This is a genomic window from Agrobacterium sp. M50-1 (genome assembly GCF_049843495.1).
GTDB classification, from domain to species: Bacteria; Pseudomonadota; Alphaproteobacteria; order Rhizobiales; family Rhizobiaceae; genus Agrobacterium; species Agrobacterium radiobacter.
Genome location: NZ_JBBHZH010000006.1, coordinates 355,566 through 380,956 on the forward strand (window position 1 = coordinate 355,566; position 25,391 = coordinate 380,956).

Annotated in this window: 24 protein-coding genes and 1 riboswitch; of the genes, 9 read left to right on the forward strand and 15 right to left on the reverse strand. The window is 59.4% G+C overall.

The window, feature by feature from the left end; all coding sequences use genetic code 11:
- Nucleotides 1-4 precede the first annotated feature (4 nt).
- Genes WDZ78_RS16735 through WDZ78_RS16745 form a run of 3 tightly spaced genes read right to left on the reverse strand, consistent with a single transcriptional unit; the run spans nt 5 to nt 2,350 of the window.
- The gene (locus WDZ78_RS16735; protein WP_020010932.1) at nt 5-913 is read right to left on the reverse strand and encodes an amino acid--[acyl-carrier-protein] ligase; all 909 of its coding nucleotides are present in this window, start codon (nt 911-913) and stop codon (nt 5-7) included.
- A gap of 4 nt (nt 914-917) precedes the next feature.
- Nucleotides 918-2,099 (reverse strand): acyl-CoA dehydrogenase family protein, encoded by a 1,182-nt coding sequence (locus WDZ78_RS16740; protein ID WP_425673640.1) that lies wholly within the window; start codon nt 2,097-2,099, stop codon nt 918-920.
- Nucleotides 2,099-2,350: an acyl carrier protein gene (locus tag WDZ78_RS16745; protein WP_003504852.1), complete on the reverse strand. Its 252-nt coding sequence runs from the start codon at nt 2,348-2,350 to the stop codon at nt 2,099-2,101. The genes WDZ78_RS16740 and WDZ78_RS16745 overlap by 1 nt, the downstream gene beginning before the upstream one ends.
- 182 nt (nt 2,351-2,532) lie before the next feature.
- A riboswitch (TPP riboswitch) is annotated at nt 2,533-2,644 on the forward strand.
- A 95-nt stretch (nt 2,645-2,739) separates the two neighbouring features.
- Here WDZ78_RS16745 and thiC point away from each other — a divergent pair.
- The 6 genes from thiC to WDZ78_RS16775 all read left to right on the forward strand — a co-directional run bounded on the left by thiC (nt 2,740) and on the right by WDZ78_RS16775 (nt 8,004).
- Nucleotides 2,740-4,563 carry a phosphomethylpyrimidine synthase ThiC gene (gene thiC, locus WDZ78_RS16750; protein WP_425673641.1) on the forward strand — a complete coding sequence of 608 codons (1,824 nt, stop codon included), beginning with the start codon at nt 2,740-2,742 and terminating at the stop codon, nt 4,561-4,563.
- A gap of 1 nt (nt 4,564) precedes the next feature.
- Nucleotides 4,565-5,569 (forward strand): glycine oxidase ThiO, encoded by a 1,005-nt coding sequence (gene thiO, locus WDZ78_RS16755; protein ID WP_425673642.1) that lies wholly within the window; start codon nt 4,565-4,567, stop codon nt 5,567-5,569.
- The gene (thiS, locus tag WDZ78_RS16760; protein WP_020010937.1) at nt 5,538-5,735 is read left to right on the forward strand and encodes a sulfur carrier protein ThiS; all 198 of its coding nucleotides are present in this window, start codon (nt 5,538-5,540) and stop codon (nt 5,733-5,735) included. Before thiO ends, thiS begins: the two co-directional genes overlap by 32 nt.
- A gap of 3 nt (nt 5,736-5,738) precedes the next feature.
- Nucleotides 5,739-6,512 carry a thiazole synthase gene (locus tag WDZ78_RS16765; RefSeq protein ID WP_425673643.1) on the forward strand — a complete coding sequence of 258 codons (774 nt, stop codon included), beginning with the start codon at nt 5,739-5,741 and terminating at the stop codon, nt 6,510-6,512.
- Between the two features lie 88 nt (nt 6,513-6,600).
- On the forward strand, nt 6,601-7,605 hold the full coding sequence (locus tag WDZ78_RS16770) for a P1 family peptidase (protein WP_425673644.1): 1,005 nt from the start codon (nt 6,601-6,603) through the stop codon (nt 7,603-7,605).
- Nucleotides 7,606-7,608: 3 nt separating this feature from the next.
- A complete protein-coding gene (locus WDZ78_RS16775) occupies nt 7,609-8,004 on the forward strand; it encodes a winged helix-turn-helix domain-containing protein (protein ID WP_425673645.1) in 396 nt (131 codons plus the stop codon).
- On the opposite strand, the gene modC is transcribed toward WDZ78_RS16775, so the two are convergent.
- The 4 genes from modC to WDZ78_RS16795 form a co-directional block, all read right to left on the reverse strand.
- Nucleotides 7,973-9,049, reverse strand: a complete 1,077-nt coding sequence (gene modC / locus WDZ78_RS16780; RefSeq protein WP_425673646.1) for a molybdenum ABC transporter ATP-binding protein — start codon at nt 9,047-9,049, stop codon at nt 7,973-7,975. The two genes, WDZ78_RS16775 and modC, sit on opposite strands and share 32 nt — an antisense overlap.
- Nucleotides 9,046-9,753 (reverse strand): molybdate ABC transporter permease subunit, encoded by a 708-nt coding sequence (modB, locus tag WDZ78_RS16785; RefSeq protein WP_425673647.1) that lies wholly within the window; start codon nt 9,751-9,753, stop codon nt 9,046-9,048. The genes modC and modB overlap by 4 nt, the downstream gene beginning before the upstream one ends.
- A gap of 53 nt (nt 9,754-9,806) precedes the next feature.
- Nucleotides 9,807-10,598: a molybdate ABC transporter substrate-binding protein gene (gene modA, locus WDZ78_RS16790; RefSeq protein ID WP_425673648.1), complete on the reverse strand. Its 792-nt coding sequence runs from the start codon at nt 10,596-10,598 to the stop codon at nt 9,807-9,809.
- Nucleotides 10,599-10,824: 226 nt separating this feature from the next.
- The gene (locus WDZ78_RS16795; protein ID WP_425673649.1) at nt 10,825-12,108 is read right to left on the reverse strand and encodes an NAD(P)/FAD-dependent oxidoreductase; all 1,284 of its coding nucleotides are present in this window, start codon (nt 12,106-12,108) and stop codon (nt 10,825-10,827) included.
- A gap of 130 nt (nt 12,109-12,238) precedes the next feature.
- On the opposite strand from WDZ78_RS16795, the gene WDZ78_RS16800 reads away from it, so the two are divergent.
- Both WDZ78_RS16800 and WDZ78_RS16805 read left to right on the forward strand, forming a co-directional pair.
- Nucleotides 12,239-13,165, forward strand: a complete 927-nt coding sequence (locus WDZ78_RS16800) for a LysR family transcriptional regulator (RefSeq protein WP_425673650.1) — start codon at nt 12,239-12,241, stop codon at nt 13,163-13,165.
- Between the two features lie 103 nt (nt 13,166-13,268).
- Nucleotides 13,269-13,505 carry an Lrp/AsnC ligand binding domain-containing protein gene (locus tag WDZ78_RS16805; protein WP_003504815.1) on the forward strand — a complete coding sequence of 79 codons (237 nt, stop codon included), beginning with the start codon at nt 13,269-13,271 and terminating at the stop codon, nt 13,503-13,505.
- 378 nt (nt 13,506-13,883) lie between these two features.
- On the opposite strand, the gene WDZ78_RS16810 is transcribed toward WDZ78_RS16805, so the two are convergent.
- The 3 genes from WDZ78_RS16810 to epmA form a co-directional block, all read right to left on the reverse strand.
- Nucleotides 13,884-14,075, reverse strand: coding sequence for a hypothetical protein (locus tag WDZ78_RS16810; RefSeq protein WP_003492264.1), 192 nt, complete (start codon nt 14,073-14,075; stop codon nt 13,884-13,886).
- Nucleotides 14,076-14,453: 378 nt separating this feature from the next.
- Entirely contained in the window at nt 14,454-15,518 is a 1,065-nt protein-coding gene (locus tag WDZ78_RS16815) for a lysine-2,3-aminomutase-like protein (RefSeq protein ID WP_425673651.1), read from the reverse strand.
- Nucleotides 15,515-16,579 carry an EF-P lysine aminoacylase EpmA gene (gene epmA / locus WDZ78_RS16820; RefSeq protein ID WP_425673652.1) on the reverse strand — a complete coding sequence of 355 codons (1,065 nt, stop codon included), beginning with the start codon at nt 16,577-16,579 and terminating at the stop codon, nt 15,515-15,517. The genes WDZ78_RS16815 and epmA overlap by 4 nt, the downstream gene beginning before the upstream one ends.
- Nucleotides 16,580-16,830: 251 nt before the next feature.
- On the opposite strand from epmA, the gene efp reads away from it, so the two are divergent.
- Entirely contained in the window at nt 16,831-17,400 is a 570-nt protein-coding gene (gene efp / locus WDZ78_RS16825; RefSeq protein WP_003504809.1) for an elongation factor P, read from the forward strand.
- A gap of 114 nt (nt 17,401-17,514) precedes the next feature.
- Here efp and WDZ78_RS16830 read toward each other — a convergent pair whose 3' ends face one another.
- From WDZ78_RS16830 to WDZ78_RS16850, 5 genes are all read right to left on the reverse strand, one after another.
- Nucleotides 17,515-18,957, reverse strand: coding sequence for an efflux transporter outer membrane subunit (locus tag WDZ78_RS16830; RefSeq protein WP_035241130.1), 1,443 nt, complete (start codon nt 18,955-18,957; stop codon nt 17,515-17,517).
- A gap of 149 nt (nt 18,958-19,106) precedes the next feature.
- On the reverse strand, nt 19,107-22,196 hold the full coding sequence (locus WDZ78_RS16835; protein WP_020010951.1) for an efflux RND transporter permease subunit: 3,090 nt from the start codon (nt 22,194-22,196) through the stop codon (nt 19,107-19,109).
- Nucleotides 22,197-22,249: 53 nt separating this feature from the next.
- Nucleotides 22,250-23,452, reverse strand: coding sequence for an efflux RND transporter periplasmic adaptor subunit (locus tag WDZ78_RS16840; RefSeq protein ID WP_425673653.1), 1,203 nt, complete (start codon nt 23,450-23,452; stop codon nt 22,250-22,252).
- A gap of 199 nt (nt 23,453-23,651) precedes the next feature.
- On the reverse strand, nt 23,652-24,311 hold the full coding sequence (locus tag WDZ78_RS16845; protein ID WP_425673654.1) for a TetR family transcriptional regulator: 660 nt from the start codon (nt 24,309-24,311) through the stop codon (nt 23,652-23,654).
- Between the two features lie 2 nt (nt 24,312-24,313).
- Nucleotides 24,314-25,264: a phosphoribosylaminoimidazolesuccinocarboxamide synthase gene (locus WDZ78_RS16850; RefSeq protein ID WP_425673655.1), complete on the reverse strand. Its 951-nt coding sequence runs from the start codon at nt 25,262-25,264 to the stop codon at nt 24,314-24,316.
- Nucleotides 25,265-25,391 lie beyond the last annotated feature (127 nt).

A 25,391-nucleotide genomic window follows, 5' to 3' on the forward strand; every position in this document is an offset into this window, starting at 1 on the left:
ATGATCAGCCCCAGAGCGTTTCCACGACCTTCGCAGGCCATTTCTTCACGTCGAGGCCATGATGCGCAAATAGCGCCAGCGCGATGCGCTCAAGGCCGAAACCGACGCAGGCGGTATGGGCGACATCGCCATTGTCGAGGTTCAGACCCCATTTCTGGCCGAAGGCATCTTGGTGATAGTTGAAGCTCATGCAGGCTGTTGGGCTGGTCGTCGATGTGACCGGGATCAAGAGCTCGAATTTCAGGTTCTGGTCGCGCTGGTTGTTGGCGAGCATCTTGCCGGCGCGGCCGAAGAACGGATCGTTGGCCACATCGATGGTGACGTCGAGCCCGACCGCCTTCATCATCTCGACGCCGCGATCCATCCAGGTCTGGCGGAACTCGGTGACGTTGGACTCGGTGCCCATGCAAACATATTCGCGCATGCGGAAAAGCTGCTGGCGGGCCGGATCCTTGGAGGGTTCATGGCGGAAGCAATAGGACTGGATGTCATAGAGACCGCCGCCGGCAGGTAGCGCGCCGCGCTTGGCGATCGTCGGATAAAGCGGGTAGCAGGCCGCCGGCGTCAGCACGATGTCTGTCGCTTTCTGGTCCTTGGTCCAGTCACCGCCCTCATCCATGGTTTTCAGCAGGCTGACATGGTCGAGCTCGCAACCGCAGAAGGAATGGACGGTGCCGGCGAGCTGCGGGAAGCTCTTCATGTAACCGCTCTTTTCGAAGTAGGCGCGGTTGATGCCGGGCGGAAAACGGATCGCTTCGGCGCCGTCAGCGCCGCCAGTGCGGTCGATCAGCCGCTCGAATGCGGCAATCACATCCTCGAACTGGCCGCTACGCCCATAGAGACCGTCCACACCCGTTTCAATCAGCAGGCCTTCTTCGAACAGTCGATCGAGAAACGATGTTTGCATGTCCATGGTCTTATCCCAAGAGGCTGGTGTCCTGCTTGTGAACCAGCAGGAGATTGGCGGAATTGCCGAGAATGCGGTCGTTGGAAATCATCAGACGGGCGGAATGCGCGTCGCGCAGGTGCCGGCCGAGGCTGTAGGGCGTGCCGTTCTTGTAGCCCATGATGCCGCAGACCAGCATGGCGTGATCGATGATTTCAAGAATGGTTTCCGAAGAGCAGATTTTCACATTGTTCATGGCGACGGCAAAGGCCATCGACATCAGTTTTTCCGGATCGCTCTTGGTATCCTCGTAAGCCTTGATGCCGGCGATGATGTTGGATTTCACCACCTGCAGCTTGGTGGAAACCTCCGCAAGGCGGATCGCGCCGGGAGGAGCCGTGCCGGGCGACTTGCGCGCTGCGGCTCTGACGAAAGACTGGGCGCGCAGCACGGCGTCGGACGCGATGCCATACCAGACGGCGCTCCAGAGTAGATGCGAGCTTGCAAGCATGGATTGCGCTGCGATTTCCGCAAAAGGCTTCGGGAAGATCTGCGCCGCCGGCGCTTCGCCGCGAAACAGGAAACCATCCGAACAGGTGCCGCGCATGCCGAGCGTATCCCAGATATGAGTCTTCTCAAGCGTGTACTGGTTTTTCAGAAAGACCGTCATCACCTGATCGGCGGGCGCGGCATCCTTATGGGTGCGCGAGGTGATGAGGATCGCATCGGCATTGCTGCCATAGGAAATGACGGTGGCGTCCTTTTCCAGCCGGCAGAAACCGCCTTCGACCTCGATCGCACAGATGGAATTGCGCAGATTGCCGCCGATGCCGCCTTCGGTGGTGGCCGAGCCGAGCAGCAGCTGTTCCGCCGCGACGCGGCGCATGAAGTCCGCATGCCATGCGCTCGCCTCGCCATGTTCCACAAGGCTGGACAGCTTGATGTGGTGCATGGCGAAAATCATCGCGGTTGCGGAACAGGCCTGGCCGAGCCGGGCGCAGATATCGGCGATTTCCTGCAGGGAAGCACCTTCGCCGCCAAGCGAAGCGGGGACCTGAATGCCGAGCAGACGTTCCTGCCTGAGCGCATCAACGGCTTCCTGCGGGAAGCGGCCGGTGACATCCACCTCATCTGCATGTTTGGCGGCAATTGCCGCGACACGGCCCGCGCGCGCGGACAGCGTTTCATCCTGCGGCGCTACGGTGACGTTCATCAGGCTGCCTCTTTACCATCCAGAATGAGCTTAACGGTGTCTTCAATGGCCTTGATGCTGGCAAACGACTTGCGGTTCAGCAGATTGTCCGGGAATTCGATATCGAATGCTTCTTCGATGCCGAGCATCAATTGCACCGATGCAAAGGAAGAAAGGCCCGCCGCGTAAAGATCGGCTTCATCTGCAATCGTATCGACGGGGGTTGGAAGCTGGCCGAATTTGGCCAGTATTTCGCGTATAGTCGCATTCATTCCGACGTATCTCCCATGAATTTCACATCAGGATGGTTTGTGCTTATCGTTACGTTGCAAACGATAATATTCGCCTAAACCGTTAGGTTAATTGCAACTAACGGCAGCATGCGCCATTCCCGCACCTTTGCCAAGCATGGATCGTCGGCCTTGACAAATGCCTGATGGTGTTTTTTGCTGGGGGCATTCACCAGGGGTGTCCCGTCAAGGGGCTGAGATTCTGCTTTCATGCGCAGTGACCCGTTGAACCTGATCCAGTTCATACTGGCGTAGGGACGGTGCAAAGACCTGATGTCGGACGGGCGCATGACGTCGTGTTTCGGCACTTCGGTATTTTCCATCATTCCGGCTCGAACTGGGTCTCCACTGTCAAACTTTGGAGCCTCAAGATGAATATCGCTGCCAAGAATATCCCGCTTGTCGTCACCACCGGACCGCATGCCGCTTCGACGAAAATCCACAAATCAGGCATTTTACATCCGCATATCCGCGTGCCGATGCGCGAGATCGCCGTCCATCCGACGGCGGGCGAACCGCCGGTGACGGTCTATGATTCCTCCGGTCCCTATACCGACCCCTCACATGCCGTTCTGATTGAAAAGGGTCTGCCTCGCCTGCGTCACGAGTGGGTCGCGGCGCGCGGCGATGTTGAGGCTTATGAAGGCCGGCACGTCAAGCCGGAGGATAACGGCTTTGCCACCGGCGAACGGCTGACGCCCGAATTTTCCGTGCGCCACCAGCCGCTCAGAGCCACGACAGGTAAAGCCGTGACGCAGCTTGCCTATGCGCGGGCAGGTATCATCACGCCGGAAATGGAATTCATCGCCATTCGCGAAAATCTCGGGCGCGAGGCAGCGAAGGAGAAACTCACGCGCGACGGCGAGAGTTTCGGCGCTCATATCCCTGATTACGTCACGGCGGAATTCGTCCGTCAGGAAGTGGCGTCGGGCCGTGCCATCATTCCCGCCAACATCAACCATCCGGAACTTGAACCGATGATCATCGGCCGCAATTTTCTGGTGAAGATCAACGCCAATATCGGCAATTCCGCCGTCACCTCCTCCATGGCGGAAGAGGTGGAAAAGATGGTCTGGGCGATCCGCTGGGGCGCCGACACCGTCATGGACCTTTCGACGGGGCGCAACATCCACAATATCCGCGAATGGATCATCCGCAATTCGCCGGTGCCGATCGGCACGGTGCCGCTTTATCAGGCGCTGGAGAAGGTCAACGGCATTGCCGAGGATCTCAACTGGGAGGTGTTCCGCGATACGCTGATCGAACAGGCGGAACAGGGCGTGGACTATTTCACCATCCATGCCGGCGTCCGGCTGCATTACATTCCGCTCACCGTTAATCGCGTCACCGGCATCGTGTCGCGCGGCGGGTCGATCATGGCGAAGTGGTGTCTGCATCACCACAAGGAAAGCTTCCTCTACGAGCATTTCGACGAGATTTGCGACATCTGCCGCGCCTATGACGTTTCCTTCTCGCTGGGTGACGGGTTGCGGCCCGGTTCGATCGCCGACGCCAATGACGCAGCGCAGTTCGCGGAGCTGGAAACGCTGGGCGAGCTGACCCAGATCGCCTGGGCCAAGGACTGCCAGGTGATGATCGAAGGCCCCGGCCATGTGCCGATGCACAAGATCAAGGAGAATATGGACAAGCAGCTGAAGACCTGCGGTGAGGCGCCCTTCTATACGCTTGGACCTCTCACCACCGATATTGCGCCTGGTTACGACCATATCACTTCGGGCATCGGTGCTGCTATGATCGGCTGGTTCGGCACGGCCATGCTCTGCTACGTCACGCCCAAGGAACATCTCGGCCTGCCTGATCGTAACGATGTGAAGGTGGGCGTCATCACTTATAAGATCGCTGCGCACGCCGCCGACCTCGCCAAGGGCCATCCGGCCGCACAGGTGCGGGACGATGCGCTGTCGCGCGCAAGGTTCGAGTTCCGCTGGGAAGACCAGTTCAACCTGTCGCTCGATCCGGATACGGCGCGTTCCTTCCATGATGAGACCCTGCCAAAGGAGGCGCACAAGGTTGCGCATTTCTGCTCCATGTGCGGGCCGAAATTCTGCTCGATGCGGATTTCCCACGATATCCGCGCCGAAGCGCAGAAGGAGGGGCTGGAGGCCATGGCCGCGCGCTTCAAGGAAGGCGGCGAACTTTATATGCCGCTCGCGACGCCTGCGGATGCCGAATAGCATGCGCGTTCTGGTCAAGGGAACGGGGGTCGCCGGTCTGACGGCGGCCTTCGAACTGGCGCGGAACGGCGTTACCGTCGAGGTTTGCGAGTGCAATGCCGAACCCTTTCGCGGCGCATCCTGGTATGCGGGCGGAATGCTAGCGCCCTGGTGTGAGCGTGAAAATGCGGAAGAGCCGGTTCTGACGCTCGGCCAGGCGGCGCTCGACTGGTGGGATGAGGCAACCCCCGGCCTTGTGGCCCGACATGGCACGCTGGTTGTCGCGCCCGCCCGCGACAAAGCGGAGCTCTCGCGTTTCGCATCGCGGACCGGCGGCTATCGCTGGGCGGACGAGGGAGAGATCGCCGCTCTGGAGCCTGATCTTGCCGGGCGGTTTCGCTCCGGGCTTTATTTTCCGGGCGAGGGGCATCTCGATCCGCGCCTGGCACTGAAATCGCTGCATGAGCGGCTTTGCACCATGGGTGTGCGGTTCCACATGGGCATCCCGGTGGATGACCGACCGTTCGACCGGGTGGTGGATTGCACCGGCGCCGCTGCGGTGGGAGAGATTGCCCACCTTCGCGGCGTGCGTGGAGAGATGCTTTATCTCTCCACGCCGGAAGTTTCTTTGTCCCGTCCCGTCCGGCTGTTGCATCCGCGCATTCCGCTTTACATCGTGCCGCGCGAGCCCGGCCGTTTCATGGTGGGTGCGACGATGATCGAAACCGAGGATGCCGGGGCCATTTCTGTCCGTTCGATGATGGAATTCCTGAATGCGGCCTATGCAGTGCATCCGGCTTTCGCGGAAGCGGAAATCATCGAGACCGGCACGGGCGTGCGCCCCGCCTATCCCGACAATCTGCCCAAAGTCACGCAAGACGGCCGGATCATTTTCATCAACGGCGCGCACCGGCATGGCTTTCTGCTCTCGCCGGCTATCGCGCGGCAGGCGGCTGACATCGTCTGCCAGACTCTCCCACAAAAGGAACAGGATCATGAAACTTCTTGTCAATGGCGACGAGCTTGATCTCGCCACTGATACGCTGGCAGGCTTGCTCGTCAGCCTCGAATACGAAGGCGATTGGCTGGCGACGGCGGTCAATGGCGATCTGGTGCATTCGGAAGAGCGCGCTGATTATCAACTGAAGGCCTTCGACCGTATCGAAATTCTCTCGCCGATGCAGGGAGGCTGAGACATGCTGACGCTTTATGGCCGTGAGGTCTCGTCCCGTCTTCTCCTTGGCACCGCGCGGTATCCATCCCCCGCCGTGCTTGCTGATGCCGTGCGGGCGAGCAGCACGGATATTCTGACGATTTCGTTGCGCCGGGAGACGGCCGGCAATAGGAAGGGCGGTCAGTTTTTCGAACTTATCCGCGAGCTCGATCGCTACATCCTGCCGAATACGGCCGGGTGCCATACGGTCAAGGAAGCGGTGCTGACGGCGAAGATGGCCCGCGAGGTGTTCCGTACCAACTGGATCAAGCTGGAGGTTATCGGCCATCACGATACGTTGCAGCCCGACGTCTTTGCGCTTGTCGAAGCGGCGAAAATTCTCTGTGACGATGGTTTCGAGGTCTTTCCTTATACGACCGATGATCTGGTCGTCGCCGAAAAGCTGCTGGAGGCGGGTTGCAGGGTACTGATGCCCTGGTGCGCGCCGATCGGCAGCGCCATGGGACCGCTCAATCTAACGGCGCTGAAATCCATGCGGGCGCGTTTTTCGGATGTGCCGATGATTGTTGACGCCGGTATCGGCCGCCCTTCGCATGCGGTCACGGTGATGGAGCTTGGTTACGATGCCGTTCTGCTCAACACGGCGGTTGCGGGCGCGGGTGATCCGGTCGGCATGGCGGAGGCTTTCGCCCGCGCCATAGAGGCCGGCCATCAGGCATATCTCTCCGGGCCGCTGGAGCCGAGGGACATGGCCGTTCCCTCGACGCCGGTCATCGGTACGGCTGTTTTTTCCTGATTGCGGCTTGTCGTAGACATCAGGGACGTCACGTTTTGCGTTGACAGTGCCTGATGGTGGCGGGATACCGGGAGAAAAGGGAAACGGCATGGCGGCACTCACCAATCTTCTGACTGACATAGGCGGCGTTTCGGTCGGCAATGTCACCGATCGTTCCCTCGGCTCCGGTGTTACTGCGATTGTTTTCGAAAAGCCCGCCATTGCCTCCGGTTCTGTTTTGGGTGGTGCGCCGGGCGGGCGCGATACCGGGCTGCTCGACCCGGCGATGACAGTGGAAACGGTGGATGCCTTCGTGCTGTCAGGTGGTTCGGCCTTCGGGCTTGATGCGGCGGGCGGCGTTCAGGCCGGGCTGCGCGAAATCGGACGCGGCCTGCAGGTGGGTTCCACCCGCGTTCCCATCGTGCCGCAGGCGATCCTGATGGATCTGCTGAATGGCGGCGACAAGGATTGGGGTCTGCATTCGCCCTACCGCGAGATGGGATATGCAGCCTTCAAGGCGGCGCGTGCGACGCCTTTCGAGCTTGGAACAGCCGGGGCTGGAACGGGTGCGACGACCGCCACCTTCAAGGGCGGGCTCGGTTCGGCAAGCGCCGTCAGTTCCGGCGATTACAAAGTGGCGGCCATCGTTGCCGTCAATGCGCTCGGCTCCGCAACGGTTGGAACGAGCCGCCATTTCTGGTCCGCGCCTTTCGAAGTGCGGGGTGAATATGGCGATTGTGGTTTTCCTGATCGTTTCGAGCCGGATCATACCGCGCTGCGCCTAAAGGGGGTCAATCTCACGGCAACGACCATCGGTGCGGTGGTGACGGATGCCGTGCTCACCAAGGCGCAGGCGCATCGCCTTTCCATCATGGCGCATGATGGGCTGGCGCGCGCCGTTCTGCCCGCCCATCTGCCGAGTGACGGCGACACCATGTTCGCGGCCTCAACCGGTGAAAAGCCGCTTGAGGGCGGCATTCATTTCGCCGAACTTTGTCATCTTGCCACCATAGTGATGGCGCGCGCGGTGGCGCGTGGCGTCTATGAGGCGACGGCCTTGCCGGTGGATGGGGCGCAAAGGGCCTATCGCAATCTTCATGGACGGAGCCTTTGAACGATGAGTGAGGCCCTCGCTCCACTAAAACCTGTTCTTCGTATCGATTTTCCGCCCGGAGAGCGATTGGGGCACGGCAAGATCGAATTGATGGAGCGGATTGTCGAGACCGGCTCCATCTCTGCCGCCGGGCGGGCGATGGACATGTCCTATCGTCGCGCATGGCTTCTGGTGGATGCGCTGAACCATATGTTCCGGCAACCGGTTATTGAATCACAGCGCGGCGGCAAACAGGGCGGTGGTGCGGCATTGACCGCTTTCGGTGCCGAATTGCTGGAACGCTATCGCGGCATGCAAAAGCGAATGAACGAAGCTTTGCGCGCCGATATCGACTGGCTGGAGGCCAATCGCAATCCCGATGCGGCCCCTAATAGGGATCAAGAGCCGCCGACTTTATGATCGCATGCACCGGTTTTCCGGGTTCTAGCTGCAGCCTCTCGCGTGACAGATCGGTGATGCGCGACTGGATGATACCTCCGCCGCAATCCACCTGAACCGTGACCATGCCGTCTTCACTGGCCGAGACGGTTGCGACACGACCCTCGAGAATGTTGAGGGCGCTCAAGCCTTCGGGTTTTACGGTTGCCAGCATCACATCACGCGCCGGTATAAGCACGCGCGCCGGGCTACCGGATGTTCCCCTTTTTGCCGGAACATGGAGCAGCATGGTCTTTAGCCGCACGGCGGCAAGTCCGTGCCGCTCATCAAAGCTTTCAATGTGCCCGGAAAGAATGCTGCCTGCCTCACGCCGTTCGAGATGCATGCTGAAATCCGGTCTCGCCAGCACCTCGGCTGCTTTTCCCTGCGCTTCCACCTTGCCATCCTTCATCACCACGATGCGGTCTGCGAGGCGGGCGACTTCCTGAATAGAGTGGCTGACATAGACAACAGGGATTTTCGTCTCGTCGCGCAGCCGTTCGAGATAAGGAATGATTTCGGCTTTCCGCTGCTCGTCCAGCGAGGCGAGCGGTTCGTCCATCAGCAGCAGTCTGGGGGAAGAAAGCAATGCGCGGCCGATGGCAACGCGCTGTTTTTCGCCGCCCGAGAGTTTGTTTGGACGCCGCTGCAAGAGATGGCCGATGCCGAGCATCTCCACGATATTGTCTTCCTGCGCGGCCTTCGTTTTGTCTGTGGTGAACCAGCTACCGTAGTGCAGATTTTGCGCCACGCTGAGATGCGGGAAAAGCCGCGCCTCCTGAAAGACATAACCGAAACGGCGTTTATGGGCCGGCACGAACAGTCGCTTTTCGCTATCGGCCAGCACTTCGCCGTCCAGCAAAACCTGTCCCTCATCCGGTCGCAGCAGGCCGGCGATGATACGGATCATCGAGGTCTTGCCGGAACCGGAGCGTCCGAACAGCGCGGTGACACCGCCTTCGGAGGTGAATGACGCATCGAGTTCGAAGGAACCGAGGCGATGGCGGGTGGTGACCGAAAGCGTCATTCCATGCTCACCCGTTTGCCGATGATGCGGGCCAGAAATTCCGAGACGAGCAAGGCGAGCATGGAAATCACGATCGAGACTATGGTCAGCCGCAATGCGCCGGCATCCCCGCCTGGAACCTGGGTGAAGGTATAGATGGCGGCGGAGAGTGTCTGGGTTTCACCGGGAATATTGGAAACGAAGGTGATGGTCGCGCCGAATTCGCCCATGGCCTTGGCGAAAGCCAGGATCATGCCGGCGATGATGCCGGGCAATGTCAGGGGAAGCGTGACAGTAAGGAACACCCAGAACGGGCTTGCCCCCAATGTGCCCGCCGCTTCCTCCAGCTTGCGGTCGACCGCTTCGATTGAGAGCCGGATGGAACGCACCATCAGCGGAAATGCCATGACGGCGCAGGCGAGCGCCGCCCCGGTCCAGCGGAAGGAAAAGACGATGCCGAACCAGCTATCGAGAAATTGCCCGATTGCGCCCCTGCGACCGAACAGGACGAGCAGCAGAAAGCCGGTGACGACGGGCGGCAGGATGAGCGGCAGATGGACGATGCCGTTAAGAAGCGATTTGCCCCAGAAGCGGCCGCGCGCCAGCGCCACGGCAACCGCAATGCCGAAGGGCAGGCTGGCGAGCATGGCGATGGAGGACACCCACAGGCTGAGCCTGATTGCCGTCCATTCTTCAGGGCTGAGTGTCCACCAATGCAATGCCATATCCTGCAATCGTCATCTCTCGCGGCCAATATGCTGGGCTCACGAAAGGCAGTTTATTTCAAAACGGTAAAGCCTTGCTTTTCGAAGAAAGGCGTCGCCTTTTCGGATTTCAGGAAATCCAGATAGGCTTTTGCTGCCGGCGATTTTGCCTCCGCGAGAACGGCGACGGGATAGATGATCGGCGGATGGCTGTCTTCCGGGAAGGTGCCGACGATCTTCACGCCGGGATCGGCGGCGGCGTCGGTCTGGTAGACGATGCCATAGGGGGCTTCGCCGCGCGAGACGAGCAGCAGTGCGGCACGCACGCTTTCCGCGCCGGCGACCTTTTGTTCGACAGACGACCAGACGCCGAGTTTTTCCAGAGCGGCCTTGCCGTATTTGCCCGCTGGTACGGAATCAACCGCGCCCATCGCCAGACGACCATCGCCCACCAGAGCGGCAAGATCGAAGTCCTGCTTGATTTCGACCGGCTTTGCCTTGTCTGCGGGAGCGACGAGAACGATGCGGTTGCCGAGGAGATTGGACCGGCTGTCAGCGTTGATCAGCTTCTTTTCGGCAACATAGTCCATCCATGCAAGGTCGGCGGAAATGAAGATATCCGCCGGTGCGCCCTGCTCGATCTGCTTGGCGAGGGCGGAGCTTGCGGCATAAGAAACGGTTGCCTCGTTACCGCTGTCCTTCGCCCATTCGGCGTTGATGGCGTCGAGGGCGTTTTTCATGCTCGCCGCGGCAAACACCGTGACTTTTTCGGCGGCATGGGCCGGAACGGCCGCAAAGGAGGCCGCCATCCAGAAGGATGTGGCTGCGGCAATGGTTTTGAAAAAGCTGCGACGCAAAAGTCTCATGATGTGTTACCCCCGGTTCGAGATATTCCTATGAATATATCGATAGGCCTATAGGGCAATCATTATATTTTCAAGGATATATCGCTGGGGTGGAAAAAAGCCCTTGGCGGGCTGGCTGAATCCTGCTGAGAAGCATAGGGATGAGGGACGGTGAGCGCACCCGAAAACGGCAAACGTCGTATTGGGGCATCGGCCCCAACGTTCGTGTCGTGCACTGAAAGTCCGATCAAAAACGCTCGCCGGCGAAATGGGCGATCTGTGCGCCTGCCTCGTAATAGGCTTCCTTCACCGCCCGGAAAGCCTGCGCTTTCGGCTCCGTCACAGGCAGGGGCAATTCGGCTTCAGCAATCTCACCGAGAATATGCTGCGCGATTACCTTGCCGAAGGCCGTACCCGGCGCAATGCCGCGGCCGTTATAGCCCGAGAAGCCGACGACGTTCTCCGCAAATTTGTGAAACCGTGGAACGGCATTGTCCGTCATGCCGATCTGGCCATACCATTCACATCCGAATTCCGTGTCTCCAAGCTGCGGGAAAAGCCGCTTCAGCGATCGTTTTGCCCAGGCACGATGAATGGCGGCGCCGGTGCCGCGTAGCGCACCGACACTGCCAAAGACCAGCCGGCCCGCTTTGTCCATGCGGAAGGAGGAGAGAATTTCCTTCGTATCCCAGCAGCCCTCGCGGCCGGGCAGGATGCTCTTTTGCAGGTTGTCGCCGAGCGGTCTGGTCGCGAAGTTGAAATAGGGCAGGTAGATCTGCTCATCGCGAACGATCTGCCACGGTCCGGTGCTGTAGGCTTCGGTGGCCACAACGATCCAGTTGGCGGTTACAGACCCTTGCGGCGTCTTCACCCCCCATTTTCCGTTGCTGCGTTCGGTCGCTACCACCGGGCTTTCGGTGTGCAGACGTGCACCCGCTTTCCGGGCGGCTGCGGCAAGGCCTCGAACATAAGCGAGCGGCTGTATCGTCCCAGCGCGTGTATCCAGAAGCGCACCGGAATAGGCCGTGCTGCCGGTGCGTCTCGCTGTCTCCTCGGCATCAAGAATGCGGACGGGGGCGCCTCTCGCAGCCCATTGTTCGCAGCGCTCGCGGATTTCGGCGAGCCCCTTTTCTCCGACGGCGCAATGCAGCGTGCCGTTTTTTTCGATCTCGCAGGGAATTGCGTGTTTCTCCACCAGCTCGCGAACGAGGAGGGGCGCATTGCCTAGAAGATCGAGAAGCCGTTCGCCGTAAGTCGAACCCAGCACACCGGGCAGTTCTTTCGGCATGACCCACATGCCGCCATTGATGAGACCAACATTGCGGCCGGCGCCGCCGAAGCCGATTTCCCTTGCTTCGAGAAGAACGACATCCACACCACATTCGGCAAGATGAAGGGCGGCGGATTGTCCGGTGAAGCCACCTCCGACGACGACGACATCGGCAACTGACGCGCCCTGCAGGGTGGGCGTTACGGGCGGTTGCGGCGCGGTCTTTTCCCAGAGACCGTGCGAGCGGGGGTCGTTATACATCGTTCCACCATGTTCCGGGCCAGTTCATTTGTTTTTCGTATGAGTGACAAGCCCTTGTTTATGAGACTTTACAAGCGGTCTTGCCTGTTGAATATCGACATATCGTCAAGAGTTCATTCCGTGAGAAAATATGGTTCTGCCGCCGCGCCGTTTTCTGCCGTCACTTTCGCTGCTGGCGGCTTTCGAAGCCGCCTCGCGCACGGGCAGCGTTACCGCTGCCGCAAGGGAACTGGGGTTGACGCAGGGTGCGGTCAGCCGCCAAATTCTGGCGCTTGAAGAGCAGCTTGGCGTGGCGTTATTCCTGCGCGAGCGGCAGACGATACGGCTGACAAGGGCCGGGGAGGGGTATGCAAGGGAAATCCGCGAGGCCTTGCGGCGCATATCGACGGCCTCGCTCAACCTGCGCGCCAATCCCGATGGCGGCACGCTCAATCTCGGGATTCTGCCGAGCTTCGGCACGCGCTGGCTGGTGCCGCGGCTTCCCGATTTCATTGCCAGACACCCGGGCGTTTCGGTCAATCTTCTGACGCGATCATCGCTGTTCGATTTCCGCACGGACACTGTTGATGCGGCGATCCATTTCGGATTGCCGCATTGGCCGGGCACCGAGCTGGTTTTCCTGATGCATGAAAAGGTCATTCCGGTCTGCAGCCCGGCCTTCAAGGAGCGACACGGACTTTCGAAGCCGGAGGATCTGTTGCAGGTGCCGTTGCTGCACATGACGACCCGGCCGGATGCCTGGGAGCAATGGTTTCGCAGCCACGAGGTTCGTTTCGACAATGTGCATGGCATGCTTTTTGATCAGTTCACGACGATTGCCGAGGCGGCGAGCGCCGGTGTGGGGGCGTCGCTCATTCCGTCTTTCATGATCGAGGAAGAGTTGCGAAGCGGTCGCCTGGTCGCGGCTGTCGCGGGTGAAGTGGAGAGCGAGGAAGCCTATTATCTCGCCTGCATGCCGGATCGCGCCGGTTATGCACCGCTTGAGAGTTTTCGGCGGTGGATCGTTTCCGAGGCCGCAATTGGGACGAACGGCAGGCCGGGCCAGTTTTCGGCGTAATCCGGTAACCGGCCTTGCAAGACGGACGCAGCTCAGCCAATAGTGCGCCATGACGCGTGGCGCGAGCAGCCATGCACCGAAAGTTCAAATACGGGAGATGTCCGTGAAGCCCATTTTTGTTCAGCTTCAATGTGAGCCCGGCAAGACCTATGATGTCGCCGATGCCATCTACAAAACGGAACTGGTTTCCGAGCTTTATTCCACCAGCGGTGAATATGATCTGCTGCTGAAAGTCTACCTGCCGCAGGAAGAAGATATCGGCAAGTTCATCAACCAGAACATTGTCAATATTCCGGGAATCGTGCGCTCGCTGACGACGCTGACGTTTACCGCATTCTGAAGACTTTTGAAGATCGCCGTCCATCCGGCCTCAAACGCCTGCTGCCCGCAATAGGGTGGAGGTGCGCGCGCATGGCAGGAAGAGCCTTTTCGGTCCAAAGACTTGCGGCCGGCTGGGTTCCTGTGATGCGTACAGGGATGAATTGAGGTGCGGCTTTAAGAGGTATTGCGCCTGGCGTCCGGCATTCCGTTCGAATCCGGATTTTTGGACTTCAGTTCCGCGCAGAGCGCTCTGATGCGCAATGCATGGCCAGCGCGACTGCAGGCTGGCGGGCTGTCAGGCAAAGGAAAAGCGCGCCATCGGCCCGCGTTTTGGGGGGCTGATATTTGGCGCGCTCTGGTTTTGAGGGTTGTGTGAGCGTGCGAAAGTTTTCCCGCATCAGGCGACCGCGGCCAGATTCCGGTTGCGCACGAGATCGCGGATGGCAATCCGCACGTCGTCGGCGCTGTCGAACTTCTGTTCGTCCAGATCGTGAACGTGGAACTTCACCGCGATGAACTTCAACCGGTCGTTATCCGGGATGACGATGCCGACGGGTTCGCCAGCGAATTCAATGACTTGCTTCTGCATAGATATACTCCCGCTGTGGCTAATAAACACAGCATGTTGTCGAACTGATTTTCAGGAAATTGAGACCGTCAGGTCACATTCGACAGCAGCGGGAACACGTGGATTTAAATCCAGCATTCCAGGACTCAAGACCAAGGATTGCGTTAATGTTGATATGTTTTGACATGACACACTCCCTGTATTGGCGTTGGCCCAGAATCAGGAGACTCGTTCTCCAGTTCCACACTGATAATCCAGACCAGCACTAAAATCAATGCTGATTGTTATAGGTAGAATATTTTTCTTTATGATGACAGGAGAGGGGCGGAATTGTGAAATTTTTGTTTTCGTTCGAGGCCGCCGCGAAAAGCCCGGCGCAGCGGGCTTTTTATGTTTTTTTTAATTGTCGCCGGTGGCGGGTGGTGGGTAAATATGATCGTTTCCGTTGAAATCGGAAACGGAATAACAGCCATCGCGGGTCTTTTCGGCCGCATTTCGGCCGATAGCGGCCTTGCCGTGACCGCCGGGAATGTCGAGAACATAGGTCGGCTGGCAAAGCCCGGAGACATTTCCGCGTAACGCCGAAACGATTCGCTGGCCCTCGTCGATCGTCAGCCGGAAATGGCTGGTGCCGGGCGCAAGATCGGGATGATGCAGATAATAGGGCTTGATACGGGTCTCGACAAAGGCGCGCATCAACTCGGCAAGAATTGCCGGGTCGTCATTGACGCCTTTTAGAAGAACCGTCTGGCTGACCATCGCGATGCCGGCATCGATCAGGCGTGCCGAGGCGTGCCTTGCGGCTTCGCTGAGTTCCCGGGCATGATTGGCGTGCAGGGCCACATAGGTGGTTTTGCCGCTGGCCTTCAGCGCATCAATCAGTGCTGCGTCGATACGGTCGGGATCGACCACCGGCACGCGGGTATGGAACCGGGCGATCTTCACATGCGGTATGTTTTTCAGGCGCGTCATCAGGTCAGACAGGCGACGGGGGGAAAGCACCAGCGGATCGCCACCGGTCAGGATGACCTCCCAGATGGCGGGGTTCGCATTTATATAGTCGAATGCGGCGTCAAGCTCGGCCGGGCTCATCATGCCATTGCCCTGCGGTCCGACCATTTCCCGGCGGAAACAGAAGCGGCAATAGACGGGGCAGACGTGCACTGCCTTTAAAAGAACCCGGTCGGGGTAACGGTGAACGATGCCGTGGACGGGGCTGTGTGCGTCGTCGCCAATCGGGTCGTCGCGTTCTTCGGCAAGGTGCAGGAGTTCGGCCGCATCCGGCACGAATTGCCGGGCAATGGGATCCTGCGGGTCGCGGTTGTCGATCAGCCCGGCAATCGATGGCGTGATGGCGAGCGCGTAACGCTGCGTCACCGCGCGCAGGTTCTCCAGCGCTTCGGCTTCAATCAGCCCCGCTTCGAGAAGCGCTTCGGGTGTCTTGATGGTCTCAAGCCCTGTCATCGTCCATATTCCGCGACTGGGGCCCACATGACGAGATCGATACGGGGGGCGCCGGTCGCCAGCATTACCAGCCGATCGAAACCGAGTGCTATGCCGCTTGCCGGCGGCATGATGGCGAGTGCGGCCAGAAAATCCTCGTCCAGCGGATAGGTTTCGCCGTAAATGCGCTGCTTCTCGGCCATTTCCATTTCGAAACGCCGTCTCTGCTCGATCGCGTCGGTCAATTCGCCAAAGGCATTGGCAAGTTCAACGCCGCAGGCATAAAGTTCGAAACGCTCCGCCACCCGCGCGTCCCCGGGGGACTTGCGGGCAAGGGCTGCTTCGCAGGTCGGATATTCGTCAAGAATGGTCGCTCTACCGAAACCCAGTTCCGGTTCCACCCGCTCCACGATGACACGGCTGAACATATCCGCCCAGGTGTCGTCATCGGCCACACGAATGCCAGCATTGGTGAGGCTCGCGGCAAGATGGCGGCTGTCGGTTTCGCCGTTTCGGCTGATGGTGGCTAAGAGGTCCACATCAGCATATCGCTCGAAGGCTTCGGCGACGCTTACCCGCTCCGGTTCGAGAAACGGATCGACGCTGCGGCCGCGATAGGTGAAATTCTTCGTCTTTGCGGTTTCAGCTGCCAGCGCCAGAAGATTGGCGCTGTCCTTCATAAGGCTCTCATAGGTTTCGCCGACCCGATACCATTCCAGCATGGTGAATTCCGGATGGTGCAGGGGGCCTCTTTCCCGGTTTCTGTAAACATGGGCAAAACAGGTGATGCGTTTTTCACCGGCAGCGAGCAGCTTCTTGCAGGCAAATTCGGGCGAGGTGTGCAGATAAAGCGGCGCGGCGTCGCCGGCCGGCGTCAGGCCTTGCGTGGCGAAAGCATGCAGATGCGCCTCGTTGCCGGGGGAGATCTGCAATGTCGCGGTATCGACCTCAAGAAAATCGGCGCGGGCGAAATAGCCGCGAAAGGCCGACTGGATCGCGTTGCGCCCAATGAGAAACGCGCGGCGGTCCGCGTGGACGTCAGGCGTCCACCATGGCGACATTGTCTCGTTGCTTGCGCGCATTCTCAGTTCTTTTCCGTCTTCTCTGCGGCGCTCAATTGCGGATAAATGATCCGCAAAACGCCTGATCGCGTCATTTAAAGCTATTCCGGGCGGAAAACCGCTAGGCACTCTTCCGAGAATTGCTGTAGAAGGCTGGCAATTCGTGCGGATTTAAGGTAGTTGCGCCCCAGAAAAAAGACAAAATGTCTGCCGGGGCCGGTGCTGCCGCGCAGTCCTTTACGACGCATTTCATCGAGTTACAAGGAAGTCATATGGTCAAGGTTATCGCCTCATCCGTCCGCAAGGGCAATGTTCTCGACGTGGACGGCAAGCTTTACGTCGTTCTTACCGCGCAGAACTTTCACCCCGGCAAGGGCACGCCGGTCACGCAGGTGGACATGCGCCGCATCGTTGACGGCGTGAAGGTCTCCGAGCGCTGGCGCACCACCGAGCAGGTCGAGCGCGCTTTCGTTGAAGACCTGAACTTCCAGTTCCTTTATGAAGACGGCGAAGGCTTCCACTTCATGAACCCTGAGAACTACGACCAGGTCGTGGTCGATGCCGAGACGATGGGCGATCAGAAGGCCTATCTGCAGGAAGGCATGACCTGCATTCTTTCCATTCATGAAGGCAATCCGCTGGCCGTTGAACTGCCGCGTCACGTCACGCTTGAGATCACGGAGACCGAACCGGTCGTGAAGGGCCAGACGGCTTCTTCCTCCTACAAGCCGGCAATCCTTTCCAACGGCATCCGCACCATGGTGCCGCCGCATATCGATGCCGGCATTCGCGTGGTCATCGCGACGGAAGACAATTCCTACGTCGAGCGCGCCAAGAACTGAGCCTGATGGCGGGCTGAAAAAAAGCACCGGGTGACCGGTGCTTTTTTGTGCCTTGAATAACAAAAAGCCCGCATCGAAAGATGCGGGCTTTTTGTTTGCTATTTTGGGCCGTGCTTACATGCCCTTCGCGGCGGCCACGGTCGGGCCGGCGGACTTCTTCGGGGCAGGCTGGCCAACGGCATAACCGCCACCGAGAGCCACGTTGAGCGAGACATAATCCTGCGCGGTCGTCTGGATCGCCGTGGCAAGGTTTGCCTGTGCATCCGATACCGAGCGCTGGGCATCCAGAACATCGAGCAGAGACGAAGCACCATCACGATAGCTGGCGGTGGAGAGCTGCAGCGCTTCCTGGTAGGAGGCGACGGTCTTTCTCAGCGCGTCAACGGTACGCTGGTCGCGATTGATGGCGGCCAGGGCGTTTTCGACTTCTTCCACCGCATTGAGAACGGTCGCCTTCCAGACGAGATATTGTTCGCGTGCCTGTGAGTTGGCGATGTCGACATTGGCGCGGAGTCTGCCACCGTCGAGGATCGGGAGCGTGAGGCTCGGACCGAAGGACCAGCTATTGGCAGTTCCCCTGCCGCCGCCACTCAGGAAATTGTAGCTCGGCGTGATCGCTCCACCAAGCTCGATGCTTGGATAAAGCTGCGCCTCGGTTACACCGATCGTGGCGACCGCAGCGGCGAGATTGCGCTCGGCGACACGGATGTCCGGACGGTTGCGGATAAGGTCGGCCGGGATGCCGGTGCGGGGAACTGCGCGCGCAACAGGCTGGCGTGCGCCCTTCTGCAGCTCGGCGATGAGCGACGAGGCCGGCATGCCGAGTAGGGTCGCGATGCGGTGGGCTGCCTTGCGGAAGCTGGTTTCGAGGCCGGGTATCTGCGACAGCGTGGAATTGACCAGACCTTCGGACTGGACGACATCGAGACGCGACGCCGCACCCGCTTCGAGCTGAAGCTTGGTCAGATCGAGCGTTTCGCGGCGTGAGCCCAGGTTCTGGCGGGCAATCGCCAGGCGCTCCTGATAATAGCGCACGTCAATATAGGCCGCGGCGACGGACGAAATCAGCGTCAGGCGCTGAACGTCGACGGTGGAGTAAGCGGCATCAAGCGACGCATTGGCGCTTTCCGTTGCCCGACGATAGCGACCGAAGAGGTCGAGGAACCAGGAAACGCTGAGGCTGCCGTTGGACACGTTGGTGACGGGAACGTCACGGTAGCTGCCCTTGGTCTCGCTGGTCGTGTGGCTGCCGCTGCCCGTCAGGCTCGGCAGGCCGCCGGCGCCGTCCACGATCACCTGGGCCTGCGCCTGATTGATGCGCTCGATGGCCTGCATCACGGTGAGGTTCTGCGCAAGGCCGGTGGAAACGTAACCGTTCAGGCGGCTGTCGTTGAAGGCCGTCCACCATGCAACGCTGCTGATGTCGCCATTACTGGTTTTTCCGGCTTCCGCAAACTTTCCCGGCAATTGGATTTCCGGCGTCTTGTGGTCGGGTCCAACAACACAGCCTGAGAGCAGCAGCATTGTCAGGGGAAGGGTAGCGCGAATAGACAGCATGTAATTTTCCCAATTCTCTGGTTGGCTTACCGAGCGCGGCTTGCTGACAAATGGGCTGCGCGATCGATATGCCGTAGAAACGTGCATTTGCCAAATCGGCAACATTTCTAGCAGCGTATTAACGGTTGGCACAGCCCATTTTTGTTTTGTTAACGCCTTGAAAGGCGACGAATGATGACGAAAAAGGACGGAACGAAGAAAATTCCGAGGAGTGTTGCAGAAAGCATACCACCCAGCACCCCGATACCGATTGCATTTTGCGCGGCGGAACCCGCTCCGGTTGCGATCGCAAGAGGCACGACACCCAGGATGAAGGCGAGCGATGTCATGATGATCGGACGCAGGCGCAGCTTCGCTGCCTCCAGTGCCGCTTCCACCAGACTTAACCCGTGCTCCTGCCTCTCCTTGGCGAATTCGACGATCAGGATCGCGTTTTTCGCGGCGAGGCCGATGGTCGTCAGCAGGCCCACCTTGAAGTAGACGTCGTTCGTCTGGCCGAAGAAATGGGCCGCGGTCAAGGCGCCAAGGACGCCCACCGGAACGGCCAGGATGACCGAGAACGGGATCGACCAGCTTTCATAGAGGGCGGCAAGGCAAAGGAACACGATGAGAACCGACAGCGCGTACAGCATGGGCGCCTGTGAACCGGAAAGACGTTCCTGATAGGAGATGCCCTGCCATGCCACCGTGTAACCGCCCGGCATGCTTGCCGTCAGGCGTTCCATCTCGTCCATCGCATCACCGGATGCAACGCCTGCGCCGGCGGTGCCTTCCAGCGAGATCGCGCCTGTGCCGTTAAAGCGGGCGAGAGACGGCGGTGCATTGATCCATTTCACCTCGCTGAAGGAAGAGAAAGGCACCATCTCGCCGCTGGTATTGCGGGCATACCAGAACTTCAGGTCGTCCGGCTGCATGCGGTAGGGCGCGTCACCCTGGACATAAACAGGCTTCAGTTCGCCGTTTAGAGTGAAGTCATTGACATCCCGGCCGGCAAAGATCGTCGACAGCATGAGGTTCACGGAGGAGAGATCGACCCCCATGGCTCCCATCTTTTCCTGATCGAGAACGATCTTCATCTGCGTTTCATTGTCCTGGCTGTCGCTTCGAAGCGAGCTGATCTTCGGATTGCTGGTCGCCAGCGCGATCAGCTCCTTGGACGTCGCGGTCAATGCCTCGGTGCCGTTGCGGCCGCTATCCACGAGATACATCGAGAAACCGCTCGATGTGCCCATGCCCTGAATGGCCGGCGGCAGAAGCGGGAACACCTGCGCATCGCGGAAGCCGAAGAAGGTGCCCATCGCACGCTGCACGATGGCGCCGGCATGCTGATCGGGTGCGGTTCTCTCGGCGAAATCCTTGAGCTTGGTGAAGACGATAGCGTTGTTCTGGCCCGAACCGCTGAAGCTGAAGCCGAGCACGCCGAAAACAGATTCGACGTTGTTGGCTTCCTTTTCGCGGAAGTAGTTTTCGACCTGCTTCACCACCTCGTTGGTTCGCTCGATATTCGAACCGGTCGGTGTCTGGATGATCGTCAGCAGCACGCCCTGGTCTTCCTGCGGCAGGAACGAACTTGGCAGCTTTGAAAAGAACCAGGCGCAGCCGCCGATCACGATCGCGAAGATGATCATCACGCGCAGGGGCCGTTTCAGCAGATAACCGATGGAGGAAACGTAGCCGTCCGTCGTCTTGCCGAAGCCGCGGTTGAACCACGCGCCCGGTCCACGCTGCTTCTTGTGGTGGTCGATCGGCTTCAGCATGGTGGCGCAAAGCGCCGGCGTCAGCACGATCGCGACAACGGCCGAAAGCAGCATGGCCGAAACAATGGTGATCGAGAACTGGCGGTAGATGATGCCCGTCGATCCGCCGAAGAAAGCCATCGGAATGAACACGGCGGTGAGCACGAGCGCGATGCCGATGATCGCACCGGTGATTTCGCCCATCGACTTTTCGGTCGCCTCGACCGGTGACAAGCCCTCTTCCGACATGATGCGCTCGACGTTTTCGACAACGACGATGGCGTCGTCGACGAGAAGGCCGATGGCGAGAACCATGGCGAACATGGTGAGCGTATTGATGGAATACCCGGTGAGCGCGAGAACGCCGAAGGTGCCGAGAAGCACGACCGGAACGGCGATCATCGGAATGAAGGTGGCTCTCAGATTCTGCAGGAACACCAGAAGCACGACGAAGACGAGGATGATCGCCTCGATCAGCGTATGCACCACTTTCTCGATCGACAGCTTCACAAACGGCGTCGTGTCATAGGGGTATTCAATCGAAACGCCCTCGGGCAGCGAACCCTCGACATTTGTCAGGGCAGCTTTCACGCGCGCTGCCGTGTCGAGCGCGTTTGCACCCGTGGCAAGATTGACTGCGAAACCGGCGGACGGACGGCCGTTGGATCGGGAATCGCCGCCATAGGTTTCCTGGCCGATTTCGATGCGCGCGACGTCGCTGAGGCGAACGGTGGCGCCATCCTTTTCGACTTTCAGGATGACCGATTCGAAATCGGCAACCGTGGTGAGCTGGCTCTGCGCCGTCACCGTCACATTGAGCTGCTGGCCCTTGACCGCGGGCACGGCGCCGAGCGAGCCGACCGAAACCTGGGTATTCTGGCTTTCGATGGCGCTGGTGACATCGGCAGTGGTCAGCTGGTATTTGTTGAGCTTGAACGGATCCAGCCAGATACGCATCGCATATTCGGAGCCGAACACGTTGATGCTGCCCACGCCTTCGAGGCGCTTGATCTGGTCTTCGACACGCGAGGAGAACACGTCGCCGAGATCGGCCGAGTTGCGCTTGCCGTCGGACGAGATCAGCGCACCAACCATCAGGATGCTCGATGTCGAACGGCTGACCTGGATACCCCGCTGCTGCACGGTATCGGGCAATTGCGACTGGACGAGCTGCAGCTTGTTCTGCACCTGAACCTGCGCGATGTCTGGCAGGATGCTGTTGCCGAAGGTCAGCGTCACTTCGGCGCTGCCGGTCGAGGAAGACGACGTCATATAGGTGAGGTCGTCAAGGCCGGTCATGCCGTCCTCGATGATGGTCGTCACCGATTTCTCGACGGTTTCGGCGCTGGCGCCGTTGTAGGTCGCACTGACACGCACCGTTGTCGGCGCAATATCTGGATATTGCGAAATGGAAAGCGTCCAGATCGCAAGGGCACCGCCCAGCATGATGACGATGGCGATAACCCATGCAAACACGGGGCGCCTGATGAAGAAATGGGCCATGGCAGTCCTGCCTTACCTTTTACGAGCTTCGACCAAGGGTTTCGTGCTCATGCTTATTTCGAGGGGGCGGCGGCAGGCGGAGCTTGCTGCGGCAGAACGACGATACCGCGATCGTCAATGGTCACTTCAACTGGCGCAACCGTTGCGCCTTCGGCAATCCACTGGAAACCGTCGACGATGAGCTTGTCGCCATCCTTGACATTTTCCGTCACCAGCCAGGCGTTGCCCGACTGCTGGCTGGACGGGAAGGTGCGGGTTTCCACCTTGTTTTCCGCGGTCACGAATTTTGCGGTCAGTTCGCCATTGGCGTTCCGGCTCGCTGCGCGCTGCGGAATGCGGAAGCCTTTTTCTTTGCCGATCGTCAGCGTGGCGCGAACATAGGTGCCGGGAAGCAGAAGATCGTCAGGGTTGTCGAAGAGGGCGCGGATGGAGAAGGTGCCCGTCGTTTCGCTCACCGCCATGTCCGACATATCGATCTTGCCGTCATGCTTGTATTCGGTGCCGTCTTCCAGCGTCAGGTGAATGCCGGTCTCCTTCGTGTCGCCGCCAAGCTGGCCCGATGAGATCGCCTTTTTCAGACGCAGGAGATTGATGCTGGATTCCATCAGGTCGATGTAGATCGGATCGATGCGGCGCAGCGTTGTCAGCGCCGTCGTCTGGTTCGCCGTCACCACGTTGCCGATGCTGAAGGCGGTCGCGCTGGTAATGCCGTCGAAGGGGGCGCGGACCTTGGTGAGATCGAGATTGATCTCGGCCGTTTCCAGCGCTGCCTTTGTCTGTGCCACGTCGGCTTGCGCCTGCAGCAGCGTCACCTTGGCGTTTTCATATTCAATCTGCGTCGCACCGCTGTTGACCAGGCGTTCGTAACGGGCAAGGTTCGCCTCGGCGCTCGGAATGCTTGCTTCCGCCTTCGCCACGTTGGCCTTGGCCTGCGCCACTTCCGCCAGATATGTATTGTCCTCGATCTGGTAGAGAACGTCGCCCTGCTTGACTTCGCTGCCTTCCTTGAAGGGAATTTCGCGGATGATGCCGGTGACGCGCGGCCGGATTTCGGCTGTCTGGAACGCGCTGGCGCGGCCGGGCAGGACGGTGGTCAGAGGATATTCGCTGGTCTTCATCAGGATGACGCTGACCGGAGACGGCGGACGCTCTGCAGTCTGGCCGGCTGTCTGGCTGCTCTCGCCGCCATCGCTGCAGCCCGCCAGAAGCGCGGTTACACACAGAGAAGCAAATAGGGGTAAAATACGTCGGCTCATTGTTCTTCCCTGCGTATCAATCGCATTCAACTATAAGCGCAATGTCGCTCGGCGGATGCGCGTCCGGAAACAGACACGACAGGCGAAGGCCTTTGAAGGGACCCGATTCGCTCATTTTGTCCGGACCGCCATGCGCATAGAAGCGCAGGCTTTTGCGCTTCGCAAGCAATTGCGAGAAGGTGACGTAAATTGGGAATCGTCACTTAGCAAGCGGATTGCGCAATCCCGCGTCGATTAAATCGACGAGTTGATCGCAACGTGTTGCCAAATTGCCGATATCTTCCCGCGCAATGAGGACGGGGTGGATGACGCTGGTCAGCGCGTGGAGCACGGTTTCCGCCAGGGGAGGAATATCGGTGGCGGTGTAGCTTCCCGCCTCGACGCCGTCCTGAATGATTTCGGCCAGCAATTTCACGATGACGGATTTATAATAGTCTCCGCACTTCATGTCCTGCTTGGCGGTCATCAGGATCATTTCGAAGACGTAGGGATTCTTATTGAGATCCTGGTGGTGCTGCTCCATCAGGTTGCGCGCGAGATGGCGCAATCTGGAAAGCGGTGCATGGCTTTTGTCGAGCGGACAGATCTGCCGTTCGAAAGCGCCGATCTGTTCGAAGCCAAGGGCGTCGACGAGCGCGTTCTTCGAGCTGAAATTCTTAAAGACATTGGCGGGAGACATGCCAAGCGCTGCGGCGATATCGGCAATCGCCACCGCATTGAAACCGCGCTCCCGGAAAAGTTCTTCCGCTTTGGCGAGAATGTCCCGCCGGGTTTCCTCGGCGGAACGGCGGGGCCGGCGCTTGACAGGACGGTCATTCTTCCTGCCGCCCTTTCTCGCCTGTTCGATCATTTTGCTCACGGTCAGACTCCGGGGAAGAACGGCTCCAGATTCCGGCGTACTCTTGCAAGCGGCGTCTCGCCGCTATCGTCGGGAACGAAGCTCTGTCCGGTGATGCGCTCATAAGCATCAATATAGACCTTCGAGGTCTGCAAGACGAGGTCCTGCGGAATTTCGGGAACGTCGTCCTTATAAGGGTCGCAGCGTTCGGCAACCCAGGCTCTCACGAAATCCTTGTCGAAGCTCGCCGGCCGGGTTCCGTTGCGAAAACTTTCCTCATAGCTGCCAGCCATCCAGTAGCGGCTGCTATCCGGTGTGTGGATCTCGTCGGCCAGGATGATGGTGCCGTTTTCATCCGTTCCGAATTCATACTTCGTGTCGACGAGAATGAGACCCTGTTTTGCGGCAATTTCCTGCCCACGCTTGAACAGCGCCAGCGCGTAACGGGAAAGCGTGTCCCATTGGTCCTGCGTCAGGAGTTTCTTTTCCACAATCTCGGTCGGTGTCAGCGGCTCGTCATGGCCGCCATCGAAGGCCTTGCTTGTGGGCGTGATCACCGGTTCGGGCAGAATCTGGTTGTCCTTCATCCCGTCAGGAAGGTTCATGCCGTACATCTGCCGCTCGCCCTTCTTATAAAGGGTCAGGATGGACGTGCCTGTCGTGCCGGCCAGATAACCGCGAACCACCACCTCGACCGGTAATATCTCAAGTCTTTTGCCGATGACGACATTTGGGTCAGGATAGCTGACCACGTGATTGGGGCAGATGTCCTTTGTCTTTTCGAACCAGTAGCGGGCCGTCTGGGTCAGGACCTGTCCCTTATAAGGTATGCAGGTGAGAATACGGTCGAAGGCGCTGAGGCGGTCGGTGGATATGATGATACGGTTGCCGTCAGGCAGATCGTAGTTTTCCCGCACCTTTCCACGGTAATAATTCGGCAGCTCGGGAATGACGGCTTCATCGAGAATGCGCACGGGCTCTCCAATTCTTGGCTTTATAAGGGGACGTGAGACGCCCCAAGTCTTCTGAAACTCTCGTCCGTTCCTATTGCATGTTTCCTGGAGCAGGGCCAGTCGAGACATAAAGACTGTCCTTCCCCTT

Excerpts from the sequence above, each read along its gene's own strand:
- WDZ78_RS16735 (WP_020010932.1), bottom strand. The coding sequence starts at position 913 with ATGGACATGCAAACATCGTTTCTCGATCGACTGTTCGAAGAAGGCCTG.
- WDZ78_RS16740 (WP_425673640.1), bottom strand. The coding sequence starts at position 2,099 with ATGAACGTCACCGTAGCGCCGCAGGATGAAACGCTGTCCGCGCGCGCG.
- WDZ78_RS16745 (WP_003504852.1), bottom strand. The coding sequence starts at position 2,350 with ATGAATGCGACTATACGCGAAATACTGGCCAAATTCGGCCAGCTTCCA.
- thiC (WP_425673641.1), top strand. The coding sequence starts at position 2,740 with ATGAATATCGCTGCCAAGAATATCCCGCTTGTCGTCACCACCGGACCG.
- thiO (WP_425673642.1), top strand. The coding sequence starts at position 4,565 with ATGCGCGTTCTGGTCAAGGGAACGGGGGTCGCCGGTCTGACGGCGGCC.
- thiS (WP_020010937.1), top strand. The coding sequence starts at position 5,538 with ATGAAACTTCTTGTCAATGGCGACGAGCTTGATCTCGCCACTGATACG.
- WDZ78_RS16765 (WP_425673643.1), top strand. The coding sequence starts at position 5,739 with ATGCTGACGCTTTATGGCCGTGAGGTCTCGTCCCGTCTTCTCCTTGGC.
- WDZ78_RS16770 (WP_425673644.1), top strand. The coding sequence starts at position 6,601 with ATGGCGGCACTCACCAATCTTCTGACTGACATAGGCGGCGTTTCGGTC.
- WDZ78_RS16775 (WP_425673645.1), top strand. The coding sequence starts at position 7,609 with ATGAGTGAGGCCCTCGCTCCACTAAAACCTGTTCTTCGTATCGATTTT.
- modC (WP_425673646.1), bottom strand. The coding sequence starts at position 9,049 with ATGACGCTTTCGGTCACCACCCGCCATCGCCTCGGTTCCTTCGAACTC.
- modB (WP_425673647.1), bottom strand. The coding sequence starts at position 9,753 with ATGGCATTGCATTGGTGGACACTCAGCCCTGAAGAATGGACGGCAATC.
- modA (WP_425673648.1), bottom strand. The coding sequence starts at position 10,598 with ATGAGACTTTTGCGTCGCAGCTTTTTCAAAACCATTGCCGCAGCCACA.
- WDZ78_RS16795 (WP_425673649.1), bottom strand. The coding sequence starts at position 12,108 with ATGTATAACGACCCCCGCTCGCACGGTCTCTGGGAAAAGACCGCGCCG.
- WDZ78_RS16800 (WP_425673650.1), top strand. The coding sequence starts at position 12,239 with ATGGTTCTGCCGCCGCGCCGTTTTCTGCCGTCACTTTCGCTGCTGGCG.
- WDZ78_RS16810 (WP_003492264.1), bottom strand. The coding sequence starts at position 14,075 with ATGCAGAAGCAAGTCATTGAATTCGCTGGCGAACCCGTCGGCATCGTC.
- WDZ78_RS16815 (WP_425673651.1), bottom strand. The coding sequence starts at position 15,518 with ATGACAGGGCTTGAGACCATCAAGACACCCGAAGCGCTTCTCGAAGCG.
- epmA (WP_425673652.1), bottom strand. The coding sequence starts at position 16,579 with ATGCGCGCAAGCAACGAGACAATGTCGCCATGGTGGACGCCTGACGTC.
- efp (WP_003504809.1), top strand. The coding sequence starts at position 16,831 with ATGGTCAAGGTTATCGCCTCATCCGTCCGCAAGGGCAATGTTCTCGAC.
- WDZ78_RS16830 (WP_035241130.1), bottom strand. The coding sequence starts at position 18,957 with ATGCTGTCTATTCGCGCTACCCTTCCCCTGACAATGCTGCTGCTCTCA.
- WDZ78_RS16835 (WP_020010951.1), bottom strand. The coding sequence starts at position 22,196 with ATGGCCCATTTCTTCATCAGGCGCCCCGTGTTTGCATGGGTTATCGCC.
- WDZ78_RS16840 (WP_425673653.1), bottom strand. The coding sequence starts at position 23,452 with ATGAGCCGACGTATTTTACCCCTATTTGCTTCTCTGTGTGTAACCGCG.